This is a genomic window from Xanthomonas sp. CFBP 8443, from assembly GCF_025666195.1.
Classification (GTDB): domain Bacteria; phylum Pseudomonadota; class Gammaproteobacteria; order Xanthomonadales; family Xanthomonadaceae; genus Xanthomonas_A.
This window is the reverse complement of sequence record NZ_CP102592.1, coordinates 3,031,550-3,048,777: the sequence shown is the minus strand read 5'-3', so window position 1 is coordinate 3,048,777 and position 17,228 is coordinate 3,031,550. Positions and strand designations below refer to the sequence as shown.

Sequence of the window (17,228 nt, the reverse complement as noted above, 5' to 3'; positions counted from 1 at the left end):
CGGCGGTGCGAGGGGAGGGAGGACTTCGGGAATCGGGCCGCCAGCGTGGCCGGCGTGCCATGGCGGCGATCGAGACCGCCCGGGCGGGCGGTGGCTCCGGCCTGCGCGGCGCGGACCGGAGCGCGGCGTTCAGCCGCTCAGGCGGCCTCTTGGCCGCGCAACTGCACCTGAGCGCTGCCGATGCCGGCGTGCGCGTAGGTTTCCTTCAGCCGGTCGTAGACCTCGCTGTTGAGCTGGTCGAATTCCCAGCCCTGGGTGTGGCCGCTGACCACCAGCTGGTACAGCCCTTCCAGCAACGACGCATCGTGGTCGCCATGGATCTGTTCGTTGTCGCTCATACGTATCGCCCCTGTTCGATGACATCGTGATGGAATCCGCAAGTCGCATGCCAGGTTTCCACGCTGCTGCACGCTTGGTAGCGGCCGCGTGCGGCGGGACTTTAGGGCGCAGGCCCAGATGCGGGCAGCCGCAGGGCGGTACGGGCGCCGACCGGGTCATGCCGGGGCGTGGCGAGGGCGCCTCCCAGGCCGGAAGTGACGCAATGCGTCGGCCGCGGGTGACGCAGCGCGGCGCGCGGCTTCACATCGTCGCGGCGCGCGGCCGACCAGACTGCGCGTTCCATCGCACGAATCTGGCCATGAACGCCGCGTCCCTCCCGCCGATCGAGCACGACCCGCAGCGGCAGCGTTTCGCGCTGCAACTGGACGGCCACGAGGCCGCGCTGGACTACCTGCTGCAGGACGGGCGCCTGGTCATCACCCATACCGGCGTGCCGGCCGCGATCGGCGGCCGCGGGCTGGCGGCGGGGTTGGTGACGGCGGCGTTGGCGCATGCGCGGGCGCAGGGACTGAAGGTGGTCCCGGCCTGTTCGTATGCGGCGACATTCTTTCAGCGCCATCCCGAATACGCCGATTTGCTCGGCTGAGTGCGCACGACGCGGCGACGGCGCGATAATCCGTCATCACACAAACGCAGGACACAGGGGCAGTGGACGTGAGGGACAGGGCACAGGCAGGACCGAACAATCGATGGCGGTGGACGGCGTTGGCATTGGCGACGACGCTGGCCGTGGCAGGGTGCAAGCGCGAGGCGGCCACGCCCGCCGCCGAACCGGCGCCGGCCGCTGCGCCCGCCGTAACGGCAGCGCCGGCCGCGGCCGCGCCGGCGGAGCTGAAGGACGTGATCGAGCACAGCCCCAGCTACGTCGTCGGCATCACCTTCCCGCCGGCGCTCAACCGCTATCCGGGCCTGGCCGAGGCGGTCGGGCGCTATGCGCAGGCCGCGCGCGAGGAATTGATGCAGGCGGTCGGCGGCCTCGGCAACGACCGTCCCAGCGCGCCCTACGAACTGTCGCTGCAGTTCGAGATGCTGCTGGAGCGGCCCGAGCTGGTGGCCGTGGCGGCCGACGGCAGCCGCTATACCGGCGGCGCCCATGGCGAGCCGCTGGTGGCGCGCTTCGTATGGCTGCCGCAGCAGCAGCGCATGCTCACCGCCGAGACACTGATCCCCGATCCCAAGGGCTGGACGCAGGTGGCCGACTACGTCGCCGCGCAACTGCGCCAGGCGGTGCAGGCGCGGGTGGACGCCGAGCAGCTGCCGCCGGAGGACCACGACGAACAGGTGCGCAGCGCCGACAAGATGATCGCCGAAGGCACCGAGCCGCAGGCGCAGAACTTCAGCCAGTTCCAGCCGCTGGTCGATGCCGCCGGCAAGATCGTGGCGTTGCGCTTCGTGTTCCCGCCCTACCAGGTGGGACCGTATTCCGATGGCACGCAGTCGGTGGATGTCCCGGCCAGCGTGCTGCGCGGCCTGGTCGCGCCGGAATACGCGGAGCTGTTCGCGGCGTAGCGGGGTGCTGCGGGCATGGCCGGGCCGCTGCAGCGTCGTGTCGTCGATCTGCTCGCCGGTGCCGACGTGCGGATCGACGGCCAGCGACCGCACGACCTCCAAGTGCACGATCCGCGCTTCTACGCGCGGGTGCTGGCGCAGGGGTCGCTGGGCCTGGGCGAAAGCTACATGGACGGATGGTGGGATGCGCCGGCGCTGGACGAGACGCTGGCGCGGCTGATCGGTGCCCGCCTGGACCAGCGCGTGCACGGCATCGCCGACCTGGCCTATGCGCTGCGCGCACGCATGTTCAACCTGCAGCGCGGGCGCCGCAGCTACGAGGTCGGACGCCGCCACTACGATCTGGGCAACGACCTGTACCAGGCGATGCTCGGTCGCCGCCTGGTCTACAGCTGCGGCTACTGGGCCGCGGCCGACGACCTGGATGCGGCGCAGGAGGCCAAGCTGGATCTGGTCTGCCGCAAGCTGCGGTTGCGACGGGGCATGCGCGTGCTGGACATCGGCTGCGGCTGGGGCGAGGCGCTGAAGTTCGCCGCCGAGCGCTATGGCGTGGCCGGCGTCGGCGTCACCGTGTCGCAGGTCCAGGCAGAGTACGCGCGGCAGCTGTGCCGCGGCCTGCCGGTCGAGATCCGCCTGCAGGACTACCGCGCGGTGGACGAACGTTTCGATGCGATCTTCTCGATCGGCATGTTCGAGCATGTCGGCGACAAGAACTATCGCACCTATCTCGCCCAGGCGCGGCGCTGCCTGCATCCGGACGGGCTGTTCCTGCTGCATACCATCGGCAGCAACCTATCGCGGCACCGTACCGATCCGTGGATCGCGCGCTACATCTTTCCCAATTCGATGCTGCCCTCGGCCGCGCAGATCGCGGTGGCGCTGGAAGGCCGCTTCGTATGCGAGGACTGGCACAACTTCGGCGCCGACTACGACCGCACCTTGCAGGCCTGGCGCGACAACGTCGAGGCGGCCTGGCCGCGGCTGGACGCGCAGCGCTACGACGCGCGCTTCCAGCGCATGTGGCGCTTCTATCTGGCCGGGTCGATGGCGACCTTCCGCTGCCGCCGCGCGCAGCTGTGGCAGTTGCTGCTGTCGCCGGAAGGTGTACGCGGAGGGTATCGCGCACCGCGTTGAGCGGCGTGCGGCCGCCGTTGCGGCGCGACACTGGGTAGCATGGGCGGCTTCGACCCACATGCGATCCCGATCCCCCATGGGAAGTTTCGATCAGACCGAGCGCCGCGTTGCACATACCTGCGAGCGCTACCCCGCGTTTCCCCGCGAACCGGCCATCCTGGTCAGGCTGGTCAAGCACCTGTACAAGCGCGTCCATGCCAATGCCTGCGTGCTGCTCAAGGCGCACGGCATCAGCCCGCCGGAGTACGAGATCCTGATGATGCTGTACGGCACGCCGGGGCAGAGCATCACCCCCACCGAGATGGCCGAGGCGGCGAGCGAGAAGCCGGCCAACATCACCCGCCTCACCGACAGCCTGTGCGCCAAGGACCTGCTGCTGCGCTCGGCCAGCCCCGAGGACCGGCGCAAGATCACCCTGACCCTGCAGCCGGCCGGGATCGCGCTAATCGAAGGCATGCTGCCGAGTGTGTGCGGCTTCCTGGAAGAGGAGACCGCCGGCCTCGACGAGGCCGAGCAGGTGCAACTGGAGACGCTGCTCAAGAAGATGCTCGCCGGCATCGACGACGCCGGCTGACCCACGGCGTCCGCCTGCCGCGGCGGCGCCGTAAACGAAAACGCCGCCCGCGAGCGGACGGCGTCGGACGCATTTCGCGCTGGCTCAGTCCTTGCCGGCCGGCGTCTGCGGCAGGGCGCCGTCGCCGCCGCCCGGGGTCAGGCCGCGCTTTTCCAGCAACGGCTCGATCTTCGGCGCGTGCCCGGCGAAGTCCTGGAACAGCTGCATCGCATCGACGCTGCCGCCGCGCGAGAGCAGGGTCTGGCGGAAGCGGTCGCCGTTGGCGCGGCTGAGCCCGCCGTGCTGCTTGAACCACTGCTGGGTGTTGGCGTCGAGCACTTCGGACCAGATGTAGGCGTAATAGCCGGCCGCGTAGCCGCCCATGATGTGGCTGAAATAGGGCGTGCGGTAGCGCGGCGGCACCGGCGCGTAGGCGATGCCGTCGGCGGCCAGGGCCTTGGCCTCGAAGTCCATCACCCCCGATGCCGGCGGCACCTGGCCGGCGCCGAGCTGGTGCCAGCGCTGGTCCAGCATCGCCGCGCCCAGGTACTCGGTGGTGGCGAAGCCCTGGTTGAACTTGGCCGCGGCCACCACCTTGTCCAGCAAGGCCTGCGGCATTGCCGCGCCGGTCTGGTAGTGCTTGGCGTAGTGCTTGAGGATGGCCGGGTCGTCGGCCCACATCTCGTTGACCTGCGACGGGAACTCGACGAAGTCGCGCGGCACGCTGGTGCCGGAGAAGTACGGGTACTTCACGTTGGAGAACATGCCGTGCAGTGCGTGGCCGAACTCGTGGAACGCGGTGGTGACCTCGTCCCAGGTCAGCAGGGTCGGTTGCCCGGCCGGCGGCTTGGGGATGTTGAGGTGGTTGGCGACCACCGGCTTGTAGCCGGTCAGCGCCGACTGCGACACGTAGGAGTTCATCCACGCGCCGCCACGCTTGGATTCGCGCGCGTACATGTCGGCGATGAAGATCGCCAACTGGGCGCCGTCGGCGTCGAACACGTCGTAGACCAGCAGGTCGTCGCGGTAGGTCGGCAGGTCGGTGCGCTGCTTGAAGGTCAGCCCGTACTCCTGGTTGGCGGCGTAGAACACGCCGTTCTCCAGCACGTTCTTCAGTTCGAAGTACGGCTTGAGCTGGCTCTCGTCGAAATCGTACTTGGCCTGGCGCACCTTCTCGGTGTAGTAGGCCCAGTCCCAGGCGGCGAGCTTGAAGCTCGGCTTGCCGGCGGCTTTTTGTTCCTTGTCGATCATCGCCTGCAGGTCGGCGGCCTCGCGCTTGGCGTTGGCCACCGCGGCCGGGGCCAGCTTGCCGAGCATTGCGTTGACCGCCTCGGGCGTCTTGGCGGTCTGGTCTTCCAGCGAATAGGTGGCGTGGTTCGGATAGCCCAGCAGCTTGGCGCGGTCGGCGCGCAGGCTCATGATCCGCGACACCAGGGCGGTGTTGTCGTACTGGCCGCCGTGGCTGCCGCGCGACACCGAGGCTTCGTAGATCTTCTGCCGCAGCGCGCGGTCCTTGAGCTGGGTCAGCGGCGGCTGGCCGGTGGTGTTGAGCAGCGCGATCACGTACTTGCCGTCGAGCTTGCGCGCCTTGGCCGCTTCGGCCGCCGCGGCGATCTGTTCGTCGGACAGGCCGTCGAGCTGCTTGACGTCGTCCACCACCACGGCGGCGGCGTTCACTTCGGCCAGCACGTTCTGGCTGAACTGGGTGCCGAGCTTGGCCAGCTCGGCGTTCATCGCCTTGAGCTTGGTCTTGTCGGCATCGCCGAGCTTGGCGCCGTCGCGCACGAAATCGCTGTAGTACTTCTCGACCAGGCGCACGCCCTGCGCGTCCAGGCTGAGCTGGTCGCGGGTGTCGTACAGCGCCTGGATGCGCGCGAACAGCTTGGGATTGAGCGAGATGGTGTCGCGGTGCGCGGCGAACTTGCCCGAATAATCGGCCTGCAGCTGCTTGCGCGCGTCGTTGGTGTCGGCGCCGACCAGGTTGAAGAACACGGTGGTGGCGCGGTCCAGCACCTGGCCGCTCTTCTCCATCGCCACGATGGTGTTGTCGAAGGTCGGCTTGGCCTTCTGGTTGGCGATCGCCTCCACTTCCTTCAGCTGCTGCGCCATGCCGGAATCGAAGGCCGGGGCGAAGTCGCTGTCCTTGATCCGGTCGAACTGCGGGTAGTGCAGCGGCAACGGGCTTTCGGCGAAGAACGGGTTGCCCTGGGTGGCCGCCTGCGAAGCGGCGGGCGTGGCGGCGTTGGCGTAGGCAGGCATGGCGAGTCCGAGCGTGGCGGCGAGCGCGAGGGCGAGGCGGGTGGTCATCAAGCGGCATCCAGCGATAAGGCGGACCATGCAGGCTACCCCAGCATGGCGCATGTGGCCTGTGACTAAAGCCATGGGTGCCAGGCGCCAGGCCCGGCGCATGCTGCGGCTGCGCTTGCCTTCGCCGCGGCGGCGGCGTCATATAGCGCCAGACCGATGCAGACCACTGCCATTGCGTGAAGACGGCCCAAGGCCGCGGGGAGAACCGATGAAAGCGATGTTCGGCTTGTGCGTGGCCGCGTGCGCGGCATGGGCGGCGCCGGCGTGGTCGGCGCAGACGTTGCGCTACGTGGCGCTGGTGGACGGCGGCACGCAGGCCGGGCAGCAGACCGTCGAGGTCGGCGACGACGGCGTCACCCGCGTGGACTTCGTGTTCAAGGACAACGGCCGCGGCCCGGAACTGAAGGAGCAGTACACGCTGGCGGCCGACGGCACCTTCAAGACCTACCAGGTGCAGGGCACCTCGACCTTCGGCGCGCCGGTGGACGAGCGCTTCAGCCGCGACGGCGAGCGCGTGCACTGGAAGACCGCGTCCGACCAGGGCGAGCGGCGCGTGGCCGGCAGCGCCCAGTACTGGCCGCTCGGCGGCACGCCGGCGGCGACCTCGGTGGCGGTGAGTGCGCTGGTCCGCCGCAGCGACGGTAAGCTGCCGCTGATCCCCAGCGGCACCCTGACCCTGCGCAAGCTGGTGCAGGCGCAGGTCGGCCGCGGCAACAGCGCGCGTGAGGTGCAACTGGTGGCGCTGACCGGGGTCGGCTTCACGCCCACCTTCGCCTGGCTCACCACTGGCGCCGCGCCGCGCCTGTTCGCGTTCATCGCGCCGGGCTGGATGCAACTGATCGAGGCCGGCTACGAGAAGGACGCCGACGCGCTGGAAGCGGCGCAGAAGCAGGCCGAGGCCACCGCCCTGGTCGACCTGCAGCAGCGCCTGGCGCATCCCTTGCCCGGCACCACGTTGATCCGCAACGCGCGCGTGTTCGACAGCGAGCACGCCACGCTCGGCGCCGCCTCCGACGTGCTGCTGCGCGACGGCAAGATCGTCTCGGTGGCAGCCACCGGCGCCGCGCCGGCGAAGGCGCAGCAGGTGATCGACGCGCAGGGGCGGGTGCTGCTGCCCGGCCTGTTCGACATGCACGGGCATGTCGGCCGCTGGGACGGCGGCCTGCACCTGGCTGCCGGCGTCACCACGGTGCGCGACATGGGCAACGACAACGCCACGCTGCAGCAGGTGATGCAGGAAGAACGCGCCGGCCAGCTGCTGATGCCGAGCCTGGTCGCCTGCGGGTTCCTGGAGGGCGAGAGCCCGATGTCGGCGCGCAACGGCTTCGTGATCAGTACCCAGGCGCAGGCCAACGAGGCCGTCGACTGGTATGCGACGCACGGCTACGTCGGCATCAAGATCTACAACTCGTTCCCGCAGGCGCTGGTGCGCGACACCGCGGCCTACGCGCACGCCAAGGGCCTGCGCGTCAGCGGGCACATCCCCGTGCACATGCTCGCGCACGAGGCGGTGGAGCAGGGCTACGACGAGATCCAGCACATCAACCAGGTGCTGCTGAACTTCTACGCCACCCACGACACCGATACGCGCACGCTGGAGCGCTTCTACCTGCCGGCCAAGCGCACCGCCGACCTGGATTTCGACTCTGCGCCGGTGCAGGCCTTCGTGCAGGAGCTGGCCAAGCGGCAGACCGTGATCGATGCGACCGTGGCCACCTTCGACTTCATCCGCCAGCGCCCGGGGGAACTGTCGCAGGCCTACGCCGCGGTCGCCGAGCACCTGCCGCCGGACGTGCAGCGCGGGCTGCGCAGCGCCGAGTTCGACATTCCCGACGACGCCACCGCGGCGCTGTACACCCGGTCCTACGACAAGATGGTGGGCTTCGTCGGGCGCCTGTACCGGGCCGGCGTGCCGCTGGTGGCCGGCACCGACGCCACGCCCGGATTCACCCTGCAGCGCGAGATCGAACTGTACGTGCAGGCCGGGCTGACTCCGGCGCAGGCGCTGCAGGTGGCGACCTGGAACGGCGCCAAGTACTCGCGCACCCTGGACAGCCGCGGCTCGATCACCCCGGGCAAGCGCGCCGACCTGATCCTGGTCGACGGCGACCCGACCCGCGACATCGCCGACCTGCGCAAGGTCGCGCTGGTGGTCAAGCAGGGCACCGCCTACTACCCCAGCGAAGTGCATGCCGCGCTGGGCATCGAACCGTTCGCCGCGCCCGCGCGCATCGCCACCGTCGAGGATTGAATGGACACGCCGACCACCGCTTTCGCCTTCACCGCCACCGACATCGACGGCCGCCCGCAACCCTTGGCCGATTACGCGGGCAAAGTGCTGCTGATCGTCAACGTCGCCTCCAAGTGCGGCTTCACCCCGCAGTACGCCGGGCTGGAAGCGCTGTGGCGGCAGTACCGCGAACGCGGGCTGGTGGTGCTCGGCTTCCCGTGCGACCAGTTCGGCCACCAGGAACCCGGCGACGCCGAGGAGATCAAGCGGTTCTGCGCGCTGACCTACGAGGTCGACTTCCCGATGTTCGCCAAGGTGCAGGTCAACGGCGACGCGGCGCATCCGCTGTGGCAATGGCTCAAGCAGCAGAAATCGGGGCTGCTCGGCATCGCCGCGATCAAGTGGAACTTCAGCAAGTTCCTGGTCGGCCGCGACGGCCAGGTGCTGGCACGCTATGCGCCGACCGACAAGCCCGAAGCGCTGGCCGCGGACATCGAGCGCGCGCTGGGCTGAGTGCAAGCGGTGCGCGATGTGAGGGGCTTTTCTGTAGGAGCGACTTCAGCCGCGACAGGCTCTACGGAGAGCAACTGTCGCGGCTGAAGCCGCTCCTACAAAAGCGCGCCGCGGTTGGCCGGCGCAGGTATCGCGGTCGCCGGTTACTTCTCGACGAACGCCCGTTCGAACACGTAATGGCCCGGCGTGCCGATCCGCGAGGAGGCGACGAAGCCGCGCGCGTCCAGGGTCTGGCGCAGGTCGGCCAGCATCTGCGGGCTGCCGCAGATCATCGCCCGGTCGTGTTCCGGATCCAGCGGCGGCAGGCCCAGGGTCTGCTGCATCTGCCCGTTCTCGATCAGCTCGGTGAGGCGGCCGCGGTTGCGGAAGTCCTCGCGGGTCACCGCCGGGTAGTACAGCAGCTTCTCGCGGATCGTGTCGCCGAGGAACTCGTGCTGTGGCAACTCGTTCTCGAAGTAGTCGCGGTAGGCCAGGTCTTTTTCGAAGCGCACGCCGTGGGTCAGGATCACCTTGTCGAAACGCTCGTAGGTCTCCGGGTCCTTGATCACCGACAGCCACGGCGCCAGGCCGGTGCCGGTGCCGAGCAGGTACAGGTGCCGGCCCGGGTGCAGGTCGCTGATCAGCAGTGTGCCGGTGGGCTTCTTGCCGACCAGCACCGAGTCGCCCGGCTTGATGTGCTGCAGGCGCGAGGTCAGCGGGCCGTCCGGCACCTTGATGCTGAAGAACTCCAGCCGCTCTTCCCAGTTGGCGCTGGCGATGGAGTAGGCGCGCAGCAGCGGCCGCGTCTCCGTCTCCAGGCCGATCATCACGAACTGGCCGTTGTCGAAGCGGAAACCTTCGTTGCGGGTGGTGGTGAAGCTGAAGTAGTCGTCCGTCCAGTGACGGACTTCGAGCACCGTTTCGGGGCCAAAAGCAGAGGACATGCCGTTGATCGTTATGGGGAAGGAGCTGCGGCCATTCTACCCCATGTCGACTCAAATGAGAGGCGATCTCATTTGGGCCAGTCCATCCCGCCGCGCGTCACTTCGTGAACGACAGCTCGTAGGACAGGTACAGCGGCGCCTGCGGCGGGGCCAGCAGCGGGCGCTGGCGCAGAAAACGCTCCAGGCACAGCGCCAGCGGCGTGGTGCCGTTGCGCCAGCTCGCAGCGACGCTGCCGTCGGCCTGCAGCTGGACCACGATGGCGAACGGCGCGGTGTCCGGCCGCGGCGTGGCGCAACTGGCCACGCCCTCGTCCAGCGCCGCGCGTTGCAGCGCCTGCAGGCGCTCGGCCAACGCGCTAGGCAGCGCGGCCTCGTCGCGGTCGGCCAGCGCCTTGGCCGCGGCGTAGTCCGAGGGCGCGGGGACCGGGTCGGCCGCGGCAGCGGGGAACGCTACGGCGGCGGCGAGCAGGCAGGGCAGGAGGCGTCGCGGCATGGCGGGTCCGAAAGGGCAGGCGAGGCTCAACGATACCCAGCGGCCTGCAGTTCGAACAGCTCCGCGTAGCGCCCGCCCTGCGCCATCAGTTCGGCGTGGGTGCCGCTGGCCTCGATCTGGCCGCCGGCCAGGACCAGGATGCGGTCGGCCATGCGCACGCTGGAGAAGCGGTGCGAGATCAGCACCGCGGTGCGGTTGTCCGACAGTTCCTTGAAGCGCTGGAACACCTCGAACTCGCTGCGCGCGTCCAGCGCCGCGGTGGGCTCGTCGAGGATCATCACCTGCGCATCGCGCATGTAGGCGCGCGCAATCGCGATCTTCTGCCACTGCCCGCCGGACAGGTCCACGCCGGTCTTGAAGCGGCGTCCGATCAACTGCTCGTAGCCGTGCGGCAGGCCTTCGATCAGTTCGCTGGCCATCGCCCGCTGCGCGGCGGCACGGATCCGCGTCGTATCGGCCATCGAATCGACCCGGCCGACGCCGATGTTCTCGCCGGCGCTGAGGTGGTAGCGCACGAAGTCCTGGAAGATCACCCCCAGGTTGGCGCGCAGGTCGTCCAGGTCGTAGTCGCGCAGGTCGCGGCCATCGAGCAGGATGCGGCCCTCGTCCGGGTCGTACAGCCGCGCCAGCAGCTTGACCAGGGTGGTCTTGCCGGCGCCGTTCTCGCCGACCAGCGCCAGCACTTCGCCGGCGTGCAGGGCGAAGTCCAGGTGTCGCACCGCCCACTGCTCGGCGTCCGGATAGCGGAAGCCGACGTTCTCGAACACGAAGCCGCGCGCGATCGGCCGCGGCACCGGCACCGCGCCGGGCCGGGTGCGGATCTCCGGCACGATGCGGAAGAACGAATACAGGTCGTCCAGGTACAGCGCCTGCCCGGCCACCTGCGAAAAACCGATCAGCAGCCCCTCCAGCAACTGGCGCAGGCGCAGGAAACTGCCGGCCAGGAAGGTCAGGTCGCCGATGCTGAAATCGCCGCGCACCGTGCGCCAGGCGATGTAGCCGTAGGCGGCGTAGTAGCCCAGCGTACCCAGCGCCGCCAGCAGCGTGCCCCACAGCATGCGCTTGCGCGCCAGCGCGCGGTTGGCCTGGAAGAAGCGGTCGGCCAGCGCGCGGTAGCGCCCGATCAGGAAGCTGTGCAGATTGAAGATCTTCACTTCCTTGGCGGTCTCGACGCTGGCGCCGACCTGGCGCAGGTAGTCGAGCTGGCGCCGCTCGGCGGTCCACTGGAAGTTCAGCGAATAGCCCAGCGCGTTGAAATGCGCCTCGCCGACGAACGCCGGGATCAGCGCCACGGCCAGCAGCAGCATCAGCCACGGCGCATAGACCACCAGGCCGATCGCGAAGCTGACCACCGTGATCGCGTCCTGCACCTGGCCGAACAGCTGGCTCATCAGGTTCATCCGGCCCATGGTCTGGCGCCGCGCGCGGTCGAGCTTGTCCTGCTGCTCCGGGTCTTCGAAATCCTCCAGGTCCAGCTGCGCGGCATGCTCCATCAGCTGCACACTGGTGACGTTGTTGAACAGCTCCGACAGCAGCGTGTCCGCATAGCTCACCAGCCGCCCGAGCAGGTCCGAGCCGATCGCCAGCGCCAGTTCCAGCGCCAGCAGTTCCAGCAACCGCTGCAGCCGCCCGCTGGCCAGCGCCTCGCCGAACGAGGTGAAGCCGGGCGACTGCCCGACCAGATGGATCGCCTCGTCGATGATCAGCTTGCCGATGTACAGCGAGGCCACCGGGATCAGCGCGCGCAGCACGCGCAGGCCGATGCTGGTCAGGGTCAGCCAGCGGCTGGTCTGCCAGATCTGGCGCAGGAACGGCGGCAGGTTGCGCATCGCGTCGAAGCGCTCGCGCAGGCTGGGGCCGGTGCGGGACGCGGCGGGCGCGGCACCGTGGGAAGGGGGAGAGGAGGCCATCGGTGCATTGTGCCGGGGCCGGGCGTGCGCGGGGAGTGTTTGGGCGGCGCGCAGAACTCAAGTCGGCGCGCGGGAGTGAGGGCTGGTCCGCGGTTGCGCCTGTCTGCGCTGCATTGGGCTTGGTCGGCAAGGCCCGTCGCGACTGAAGTCGCTCCCACAATGGGCTTGCCGAACGACTGCTACCACTCAGGCGACCCGCGATACTCCGGCGACGGCTGGCGGTGCCGGAATACTGTGGTCCACTGGCCAGACCTGTCGGCTTCGCTGTGGGAGCGACTTCAGTCGCGACGGGCCTTGCCGACCGTGTCCGCGTCTCAACCGATCGCCCTGGGCCAGCCGGCGCCGCCCCTATCGGAAAAAGCGCCGATCCAGCCTCACTCGTCCAGCCGCAGGGTCAGGCACTTGGCCGCGCCGCCGGCCTTGAGGAATTCGTCCAGCGGGGTCTGCACCACGCGGTAGCCGATTCGGGCCAGGGCCGCGCACAGTGCGGGCGAGGCGCGGTTGAGCAGCAGGTGCTGGTCAAGGTCCACCGCGTTGCAGGCGAAGGCGAGGGCATCGGCCTCGCTCACCGCAATGCGCCGTGCAGGCGGGATGCGGCGGGCGATCGCCTGCTGGGCGTAGTCGTCGAACGCGGCCGGGTAGTACAGCAGGTAGCCGTCGCGCAGCGGGCAGAAGCAGGTGTCCAGGTGATAGAAGCGCGGATCGACCAGGCGCAGCGGGATCACCTCGATGTCCAGCAGCGCGGCCAGTGCGTGCGCGGCGGCCAGGTCGCTGCGATGGCCGTGGCCCATCCACAAGCGGCGCGCGCCCCGGTCCAGCAGCGCATCGCCGGCGCCTTCGAAGCGCAGGTGCTCGGGCAGCATGCGGATGCGCAAGCCGGCGCGGCGGCACCAGTCGGCGAACAGCGCCTCCTCGCCGCGGCGCTCGGCATGGCGGAAACGGCTGGGCACGAAGCTGTCGCCGAGGACTAAGCCGGCGTTGGCGCTGAACACCATGTCGGGCAGGCCGGCGGCCGGAGCGATGCGCTCGACCCGGGCACCGGCCGCTTCGGCCGCGGCGACCAGCGCGTCCCATTGCGCCTGCGCGCGTTCGCGGCTGGCCGCGTGCACGTTGCCTTCCATCCATGGGTTGATCACGTAGTCCACCGCGAAGTGCTGCGGCGCGCACATCAGCAGGCGGTGGCCGTCGCGGGCGGTGGCCGGGGCCTGTGGCGCCGGTTCGGCCAGGGCCAGGTCCGCCTCGTCCTCGACTGCCGCACCCGCCAGGAATTTCTCGGTCATGCCCGCCTCGCTGTGCGCTGGTGATGCGCAGACGCTAGCGATGGCGTGTTGCGGAGACATGTCTGGGGCCGAGATCGGGAATTCGGGATTCGGGATTGCAGGGGCGCTGCAGCTGTGATGCGGCGGGGCGTACCGGCGGGAACCGGTACGCCGTTGCGCTTACGGCATGGCCGGTTGCAGGCCGACGCCGAGCCGGTTCCAGGCATTGATCAGCGCGATCGCCATGGTCAGCGCGCTGATGCCCTGCGCATCGAAATGCGCGGCCAGCGCGTCGTAGCACGCGTCCGCCGGCGCGCCGCCGGGCAGGGTGGTCAGCGCTTCGGCCCAGGCCAGCGCGGCGCGTTCGCGGGCGTCGAAGAAGCGGCTCTCGCGCCAGCCGGCCACGGTGTCGAGCTTGCGCGGCTCCACGCCGGCCTTGCGCAAGGCGGTGGCGTGCATGTCGATGCAGTAGCTGCAGCCGTTGAGCTGGGAGACGCGCAGGAACACCAGTTCGGCCAGTTCGGGGCCGAGCACGCCCTCGTGCACCTGCTGGCTGGCGCTCAGCAGGGCGCGGAAGGCGACGGGTTCGTGGCGGGTGTAGTCGATGCGATGGAAATGCACGTGCGTTGCTCCATGACGGCCGCAATGGCCGCCTTCGCAACAAGGACGCACCACGGTGCGCTGTCGTGACACCGCGCCGTGCGGGCTGCACGTCCGTCGCTGGCGGCGGCCGGCCCAAGTGACCTGCCAACCGCACCCTGGCCGACACCGCCATGCCACTTGTCCCGCCTGCGCTGCCGGTCAGCCGCGCGCGGCCAGCGCCGGCAGCTTGTCCGGATTCATCAGCGTCAGCACCTCGACGATGCGCTCGCCTTCGATCACCACCAGCACCGCCGAATGCAGCCGCGTGCCGCTGAAGCGCAGGATCGCCGGCTCGCCGTTGACCGTGCCGATCCGCGCCTGCAGGTCCAGGCCGCGCCGCGACACCGCCCAGTACAGCCGCGCGATGCGTTCGGCGCCGAGCAGCGGCCGCAGCGTGGCGGTGACCTTGCCGCCGCCGTCGGACAGCATCCGCGCGTTGGCGTCGAGCAGGGCCACGATCGCGTCGCGGTCGCCCTGCTGCGAGGCGTGCATGAAGCGCTCCAGCAGCTGCCGGTGGCGTTCCGGCGCCACCGCGAAGCGCGGCCGGCCGGCGGCGAGCCGTTCGCGCGCGCGGTGCACCAGCTGCCGGCAGTTGGCTTCGGCATGCCCGAGCAGTTGCCCGATCTGCGCGTAGTCGTAGTCGAACGCCTCCTTCAGCAGATACGCGGCGCGCTCGTCCGGGCCCAGCCGTTCCAGCAGCGCCAGGAACGCCACCGACACCTGCTCGGCGCGCGCATGGCGCTCGGCCGGATCGGCGTCCTCGGCGATCTCCAGCGGCTCGGGCAGCCACGGGCCGGTGTAGTGGACGCGGGCGCTGCGCGCAGCGCGCAGCCGGTCCAGCCCGAGCCGGGTGGTGGCGGTCACCAGCCAGGCTTCGGGATCGCGGATCGCGGCATGGTCGCTGGACTGCCAGCGCAGCCAGGCGTCCTGCAGCACGTCCTCGGCGTCCTGGCGGCTGCCGAGCAGGCGGTAGGCCAGGCCGAACAGCCTGGGACGCTGGGATTCGAAGGTCGGATCGGGGCTCATGGCGACCAGGACGGAACAGGGCGTGCCGGCGTGACAGCGGGCGAGGCGGCCACTTTGCCCTAAAATGGACCGGTTTCCCCCTCGCCAGCCGTAGAGCCAGCCGTGACCTCGATCAAGCAGGAAGACCTCATCCAGTCCGTCGCCGACGCGCTGCAGTACATCAGCTATTACCACCCGGTCGACTACATCAAGAACCTGGCCGCCGCCTACGAGCGCGAGCAGTCGCCCGCGGCCAAGGACGCGATCGCGCAGATCCTGATCAACTCGCGCATGTGCGCCGAAGGTCACCGCCCGATCTGCCAGGACACCGGCATCGTCACCGTGTTCCTCGAGATCGGCATGAACGTGCGCTGGGACGACGCCACGATGGGCGTGGAGGACATGGTCAACGAGGGCGTGCGCCGCGCCTACAACCATCCGGACAACAAGCTGCGCGCCAGCGTGCTGGCCGATCCGGCCGGCAAGCGCGCCAACACCAAGGACAACACCCCGGCGGTGGTCAACACCAAGATCGTGCCGGGCGACCATCTCGAGGTGATCGTCGCGGCCAAGGGCGGCGGTTCGGAGGCCAAGAGCAAGTTCGCCATGCTCAATCCGTCCGATTCCATCGTCGACTGGGTGCTCAAGACCGTGCCGACCATGGGCGCCGGCTGGTGCCCGCCGGGCATGCTCGGCATCGGCATCGGCGGCACCGCCGAGAAGGCGATGCTGCTGGCCAAGGAAGCGTTGATGGAGCCGATCGACATCGTCGACCTGCAGGCGCGCGGCGCGTCCAATCGCGCCGAGGAACTGCGCCTGGAGCTGTACGAGAAGGTCAACGCGCTGGGCATCGGCGCGCAGGGCCTGGGCGGCCTGACCACGGTGCTGGACATCAAGGTCAAGGACTACCCGACCCACGCCGCCAACCTGCCGGTGGCGCTGATTCCCAACTGCGCCGCCACCCGCCACGCCCACTTCACCCTGGACGGCAGCGGCCCGGTGATGCTGGAGCCGCCGTCGCTGGAAGACTGGCCCAAGCTCACCTACAACCCGAGCAACGCGCGCCGGGTCAACCTGGACACCATCACCCGCGAAGAAGTCGCCAGCTTCAAGCCGGGCGAGGTGGTCCTGCTCAATGGCAAGCTGCTGACCGGCCGCGATGCCGCGCACAAGCGCATGATCGACATGCTCAACCGCGGCGAGAAACTCCCGGTCGATTTCACCAACCGCTTTATCTATTACGTCGGCCCGGTCGACCCGGTGCGCGACGAAGTGGTGGGCCCGGCCGGCCCGACCACCGCCACGCGCATGGACAAGTTCACCCGGCAGATGCTGGAGCAGACCGGCCTGCTGGGCATGGTCGGCAAGTCCGAGCGCGGCGATGCGGCGATCGACGCGATCCGCGACAACAAGGCCGTTTACCTGATGGCGGTCGGCGGCTCGGCCTATCTGGTGTCCAAGGCGATCAAGGCCTCGCGCGTGCTGGCGTTCGAGGACCTGGGCATGGAGGCGATCTACGAGTTCGAGGTCAAGGACATGCCGGTGACGGTGGCGGTGGATTCCAGCGGCGAGTCGGTGCACAAGACCGGCCCGCGCGAATGGCAGTCGCGCATCGGCAAGATCCCGGTGGTGGTCGAACCGGCCTGAGCCGGCGGCAGATGGACGTCGGCGCAACGCCGGCGTCCGCGTGCTGGCCTTGCGCCGGCGGCGCATCGATAATCGGCGCTGGCTTCGCATCCTTGGGGAAAGCGCCGTGTCCATCGTCCTGTACGGCTCGCCGAGCACCGCCTCCTTCGTCGTCCACTGGTTGCTGATCGAACTGCAGGTCGATTTCGAGCTGCGCATGCTCGATTTCGACCGCCGGGAACAGAAAAGCCCCGAGTATCTGGCGCTCAACCCGCAGGGGCGGGTGCCGACATTGGTGCTGGATGGGCAGGTGCTGACCGAATCGGTCGCCATCGCCATGCACCTGGCCGACCTGTATCCGCGCGCCGGTCTGGTACCGCCGACGGGGACCCCAGAGCGCGCGTCGTACTACCGCTGGATGCTGTTCTGCGCCTACACCCTGATGCCGGCCTATCGCGACTGGTTCTATCCCGACGAACCGGCCGGTGCCGACAATGCCGAACGCGTGCGCGTCAGCGCCCGTGCGTCCCTGGAACACGCGTGGGACGAGGTCGCGACACATCTGCAGCAACACGGGCCGTACCTGCTGGGCGAACACTGCAGCGCCGCCGATTTTGTGCTGACCATGCTGATGCGCTGGTCGCGCAACATGCCGCGGCCCAGCGATACCTGGCCGGCGCTGCAGGCGCACGCGCAGCGGATGAAGGCGCGTCCTGCGTTCCAGGAAACCTACCGCCGCGAAGGCCTGACCGACTGGACCTGAGCGCGGCGGCAGTGGCGCGCGG

Annotated in this window: 16 protein-coding genes; 8 read left to right on the top strand and 8 right to left on the bottom strand. The window is 69.4% G+C overall.

All coding sequences use genetic code 11. The features are described from left to right. Window positions 1-137: 137 nt before the first annotated feature. Window positions 138-338, bottom strand: a complete 201-nt coding sequence (locus tag NUG20_RS12695; RefSeq protein ID WP_263394838.1) for a hypothetical protein — start codon at window positions 336-338, stop codon at window positions 138-140. Window positions 339-637: 299 nt separating this feature from the next. Between NUG20_RS12695 and NUG20_RS12690 the strand changes: the two genes are divergently transcribed. From NUG20_RS12690 to NUG20_RS12675, 4 genes are all read left to right on the top strand, one after another. Then, entirely contained in the window at window positions 638-925 is a 288-nt protein-coding gene (locus NUG20_RS12690; RefSeq protein WP_263394837.1) for a GNAT family N-acetyltransferase, read from the top strand. Window positions 926-1,044: 119 nt separating this feature from the next. Further along, a complete protein-coding gene (locus NUG20_RS12685) occupies window positions 1,045-1,848 on the top strand; it encodes a PdaC/RsiV family protein (protein ID WP_263394836.1) in 804 nt (267 codons plus the stop codon). Window positions 1,849-1,863: 15 nt separating this feature from the next. Beyond that, window positions 1,864-2,982: a cyclopropane fatty acyl phospholipid synthase gene (gene cfa / locus NUG20_RS12680; protein ID WP_263394835.1), complete on the top strand. Its 1,119-nt coding sequence runs from the start codon at window positions 1,864-1,866 to the stop codon at window positions 2,980-2,982. 76 nt (window positions 2,983-3,058) lie between these two features. Then, window positions 3,059-3,556 carry a MarR family winged helix-turn-helix transcriptional regulator gene (locus NUG20_RS12675; RefSeq protein WP_263394834.1) on the top strand — a complete coding sequence of 166 codons (498 nt, stop codon included), beginning with the start codon at window positions 3,059-3,061 and terminating at the stop codon, window positions 3,554-3,556. Between the two features lie 84 nt (window positions 3,557-3,640). On the opposite strand, the gene NUG20_RS12670 is transcribed toward NUG20_RS12675, so the two are convergent. Continuing rightward, window positions 3,641-5,842 carry a M3 family metallopeptidase gene (locus NUG20_RS12670; RefSeq protein ID WP_263394833.1) on the bottom strand — a complete coding sequence of 734 codons (2,202 nt, stop codon included), beginning with the start codon at window positions 5,840-5,842 and terminating at the stop codon, window positions 3,641-3,643. Window positions 5,843-6,050: 208 nt separating this feature from the next. Here NUG20_RS12670 and NUG20_RS12665 point away from each other — a divergent pair, with 208 nt between their 5' ends. Next, window positions 6,051-8,093, top strand: coding sequence for an amidohydrolase family protein (locus NUG20_RS12665; protein ID WP_263394832.1), 2,043 nt, complete (start codon window positions 6,051-6,053; stop codon window positions 8,091-8,093). Continuing rightward, complete coding sequence (locus tag NUG20_RS12660) at window positions 8,094-8,585, top strand: glutathione peroxidase (protein ID WP_263394831.1); 492 nt, start codon at window positions 8,094-8,096, stop codon at window positions 8,583-8,585. It abuts the gene before it with no gap. A gap of 143 nt (window positions 8,586-8,728) precedes the next feature. On the opposite strand, the gene NUG20_RS12655 is transcribed toward NUG20_RS12660, so the two are convergent. From NUG20_RS12655 to NUG20_RS12630, 6 genes are all read right to left on the bottom strand, one after another. Continuing rightward, window positions 8,729-9,508 carry a ferredoxin--NADP reductase gene (locus NUG20_RS12655; protein WP_263394830.1) on the bottom strand — a complete coding sequence of 260 codons (780 nt, stop codon included), beginning with the start codon at window positions 9,506-9,508 and terminating at the stop codon, window positions 8,729-8,731. A 97-nt stretch (window positions 9,509-9,605) separates the two neighbouring features. Continuing rightward, window positions 9,606-10,001: a hypothetical protein gene (locus NUG20_RS12650; RefSeq protein WP_263394829.1), complete on the bottom strand. Its 396-nt coding sequence runs from the start codon at window positions 9,999-10,001 to the stop codon at window positions 9,606-9,608. A gap of 26 nt (window positions 10,002-10,027) precedes the next feature. Continuing rightward, window positions 10,028-11,911: an ABC transporter ATP-binding protein gene (locus NUG20_RS12645; protein WP_263394828.1), complete on the bottom strand. Its 1,884-nt coding sequence runs from the start codon at window positions 11,909-11,911 to the stop codon at window positions 10,028-10,030. 374 nt (window positions 11,912-12,285) lie between these two features. Continuing rightward, window positions 12,286-13,191 carry a dimethylarginine dimethylaminohydrolase family protein gene (locus NUG20_RS12640; RefSeq protein ID WP_263394827.1) on the bottom strand — a complete coding sequence of 302 codons (906 nt, stop codon included), beginning with the start codon at window positions 13,189-13,191 and terminating at the stop codon, window positions 12,286-12,288. Between the two features lie 159 nt (window positions 13,192-13,350). After that, window positions 13,351-13,791, bottom strand: a complete 441-nt coding sequence (locus NUG20_RS12635; protein ID WP_263394826.1) for a carboxymuconolactone decarboxylase family protein — start codon at window positions 13,789-13,791, stop codon at window positions 13,351-13,353. A gap of 180 nt (window positions 13,792-13,971) precedes the next feature. Next, a complete protein-coding gene (locus NUG20_RS12630) occupies window positions 13,972-14,838 on the bottom strand; it encodes an RNA polymerase sigma-70 factor (RefSeq protein ID WP_263394825.1) in 867 nt (288 codons plus the stop codon). Window positions 14,839-14,940: 102 nt separating this feature from the next. On the opposite strand from NUG20_RS12630, the gene NUG20_RS12625 reads away from it, so the two are divergent. Both NUG20_RS12625 and NUG20_RS12620 read left to right on the top strand, forming a co-directional pair. Continuing rightward, window positions 14,941-16,464: a fumarate hydratase gene (locus NUG20_RS12625; protein ID WP_263394824.1), complete on the top strand. Its 1,524-nt coding sequence runs from the start codon at window positions 14,941-14,943 to the stop codon at window positions 16,462-16,464. Between the two features lie 106 nt (window positions 16,465-16,570). Continuing rightward, entirely contained in the window at window positions 16,571-17,206 is a 636-nt protein-coding gene (locus tag NUG20_RS12620) for a glutathione S-transferase family protein (protein ID WP_263394823.1), read from the top strand. Window positions 17,207-17,228 lie beyond the last annotated feature (22 nt).

Bases quoted from the DNA above. Each gene is read 5' to 3' on its own strand.
- NUG20_RS12655 (WP_263394830.1), bottom strand. From the start codon at position 9,508: ATGTCCTCTGCTTTTGGCCCCGAAACGGTGCTCGAAGTCCGTCACTGG.
- NUG20_RS12695 (WP_263394838.1), bottom strand. From the start codon at position 338: ATGAGCGACAACGAACAGATCCATGGCGACCACGATGCGTCGTTGCTG.
- NUG20_RS12670 (WP_263394833.1), bottom strand. From the start codon at position 5,842: ATGACCACCCGCCTCGCCCTCGCGCTCGCCGCCACGCTCGGACTCGCC.
- NUG20_RS12640 (WP_263394827.1), bottom strand. From the start codon at position 13,191: ATGACCGAGAAATTCCTGGCGGGTGCGGCAGTCGAGGACGAGGCGGAC.
- NUG20_RS12665 (WP_263394832.1), top strand. From the start codon at position 6,051: ATGAAAGCGATGTTCGGCTTGTGCGTGGCCGCGTGCGCGGCATGGGCG.
- NUG20_RS12690 (WP_263394837.1), top strand. From the start codon at position 638: ATGAACGCCGCGTCCCTCCCGCCGATCGAGCACGACCCGCAGCGGCAG.
- NUG20_RS12630 (WP_263394825.1), bottom strand. From the start codon at position 14,838: ATGAGCCCCGATCCGACCTTCGAATCCCAGCGTCCCAGGCTGTTCGGC.
- NUG20_RS12660 (WP_263394831.1), top strand. From the start codon at position 8,094: ATGGACACGCCGACCACCGCTTTCGCCTTCACCGCCACCGACATCGAC.
- NUG20_RS12650 (WP_263394829.1), bottom strand. From the start codon at position 10,001: ATGCCGCGACGCCTCCTGCCCTGCCTGCTCGCCGCCGCCGTAGCGTTC.
- NUG20_RS12645 (WP_263394828.1), bottom strand. From the start codon at position 11,911: ATGGCCTCCTCTCCCCCTTCCCACGGTGCCGCGCCCGCCGCGTCCCGC.
- NUG20_RS12675 (WP_263394834.1), top strand. From the start codon at position 3,059: ATGGGAAGTTTCGATCAGACCGAGCGCCGCGTTGCACATACCTGCGAG.
- cfa (WP_263394835.1), top strand. From the start codon at position 1,864: ATGGCCGGGCCGCTGCAGCGTCGTGTCGTCGATCTGCTCGCCGGTGCC.